The sequence below is a fragment of the uncultured Rhodoblastus sp. genome (assembly GCF_903903185.1).
Lineage (GTDB): Bacteria > Pseudomonadota > Alphaproteobacteria > Rhizobiales > Beijerinckiaceae > Rhodoblastus.
In genome coordinates, this window is the sequence record NZ_CAIUXT010000124.1 from 1 (window position 1) to 1,543 (window position 1,543).

General features: G+C 56.6%; 1 protein-coding gene and 2 pseudogenes. 2 read left to right on the forward strand and 1 reads right to left on the reverse strand.

Translation table 11 applies throughout. From position 1 onward, the window contains the following. A pseudogene (locus QZY01_RS11570) lies at window positions 1-353 on the forward strand (aconitate hydratase); the annotation flags it as partial. 132 nt (window positions 354-485) lie between these two features. Here QZY01_RS11570 and QZY01_RS11575 read toward each other — a convergent pair. Further along, window positions 486-761 carry a hypothetical protein gene (locus QZY01_RS11575; protein WP_294537301.1) on the reverse strand — a complete coding sequence of 92 codons (276 nt, stop codon included), beginning with the start codon at window positions 759-761 and terminating at the stop codon, window positions 486-488. Between the two features lie 334 nt (window positions 762-1,095). Here QZY01_RS11575 and QZY01_RS11580 point away from each other — a divergent pair. Then, window positions 1,096-1,543 (forward strand): annotated as a pseudogene (locus QZY01_RS11580) (aconitate hydratase); the annotation flags it as partial.

Consider the following 1,543-nt stretch of genomic DNA (forward strand, 5'->3'; position numbering starts at 1 on the left):
CGTCGCGCGACTGGGCGGCCAAGGGAGCCAATCTTTTGGGCGTGCGCGCGGTCATCGCCCAGAGCTTCGAGCGCATCCACCGGTCGAACCTGGTCGGCATGGGCGTCCTGCCGCTGACTTTTGAGGAAGGCGCAAGCTGGACGACCCTTGGCCTAAAGGGCGACGAACTGGTGTCGATCAAGGGGCTCACCGATCTGGCGCCGCGCCAGAAACTGGAAGCGGAAATCACGTTCGCCGACGGAACGGTGAAGAAGGTTCCCCTCAACTCGCGCATCCAGACCGCGGATGAGGTCGAGTATTACAAGAACGGAGGCATTCTGCATTACGTGCTGCGGCAGTTGGCTGGGGCGTAAGGGGTTGCATCGGATTTAATTGCAAAGTCGCCGGAGCGAATTTGACGGGTTTTCATTGTGTGCGTTGGCGTGCACAACAATAAAAAGACCGCTCCTTGGAGCGGTCTTGTTAAAATTTCCGATTGGCGCAAATCAGAAGGCGGCGATTGCCTGACGGCGTTTTTTGCCTTGCTGATTTCCGGCATATCCGATGCCTGCGGAACCGAGGAGCAACATGGCCCAGCTCGGAATTTCAGGCAGCGAGCCCGTTGGGCCGAGATCCGCGTTGGTTTCCATCGGCGCAATGCCCGTGTTCTCAGTGACTTCAGTGTAAGCGCCGTCGAGGACGGTCGTCGCCTGGGCGGCGCCGGAAACGCTCACCACCGCAACGATCAGGCCAGCCAACAAAGTCCGGTTGGAAATTTTCATCGTCTCAATCCTTCTTGCTGTTCCGCCCCGCAGAACCTGTGCGCACTCTCTCGCAAGGCCGGCGCCAGAAGGCTGAAACCAATGAAGCTCTCCTAAACAATTGATTTCATTGACATTTTTTTTATCCGCTCGCGTTGGGAATTGCGAAACGCAAAAACGCCGGCGGCGCAAATGGCGTCACGCAACGAAAAGTTTGCCGCATTGCGAATTCAGGATTGATTTAACATATTGATTTTAAATAATTAAAATTTCCAGTCGGTCGAACTCTTTCTGCGACCCATTCTCAAAAATGCTCCGAAACCGCCTCCAGCTTGATCTCGTGCTTCATGATTTTCCCGCCGGTTCGATCAAGGCCTCCTCTCCCGCCGGCAAATATCTGATCGCCAACAAGGTCAAGCCGGAAGATTTCAACCAATACGGCACGCGGCGCGGCAATCACGAAGTGATGATGCGCGGCGCTTTCGCCAATATCCGGATCAAGAATTTCATGCTGGCGGCTGAAGACGGAACCGCGCCGGAAGGCGGAAACACCAAATTCTTTCCCGGCGGCGAGGTTTTGTCGATCTACGACGCGGCGATGAAATACCAGAAGTCCAAAACCCCGCTCGTCGTCTTCGCCGGCATCGAATATGGAAATGGCCCGTCGCGCGACTGGGCGGCCAAGGGAGCCAATCTTTTGGGCGTGCGCGCGGTCATCGCCCAGAGCTTCGAGCGCATCCACCGGTCGAACCTGGTCGGCATGGGCGTCCTGCCGCTGACTTTTGAGGAAGGCGCAAGCTGGA

Excerpts from the sequence above, each read along its gene's own strand:
- QZY01_RS11575 (WP_294537301.1), bottom strand. The coding sequence starts at position 761 with ATGAAAATTTCCAACCGGACTTTGTTGGCTGGCCTGATCGTTGCGGTG.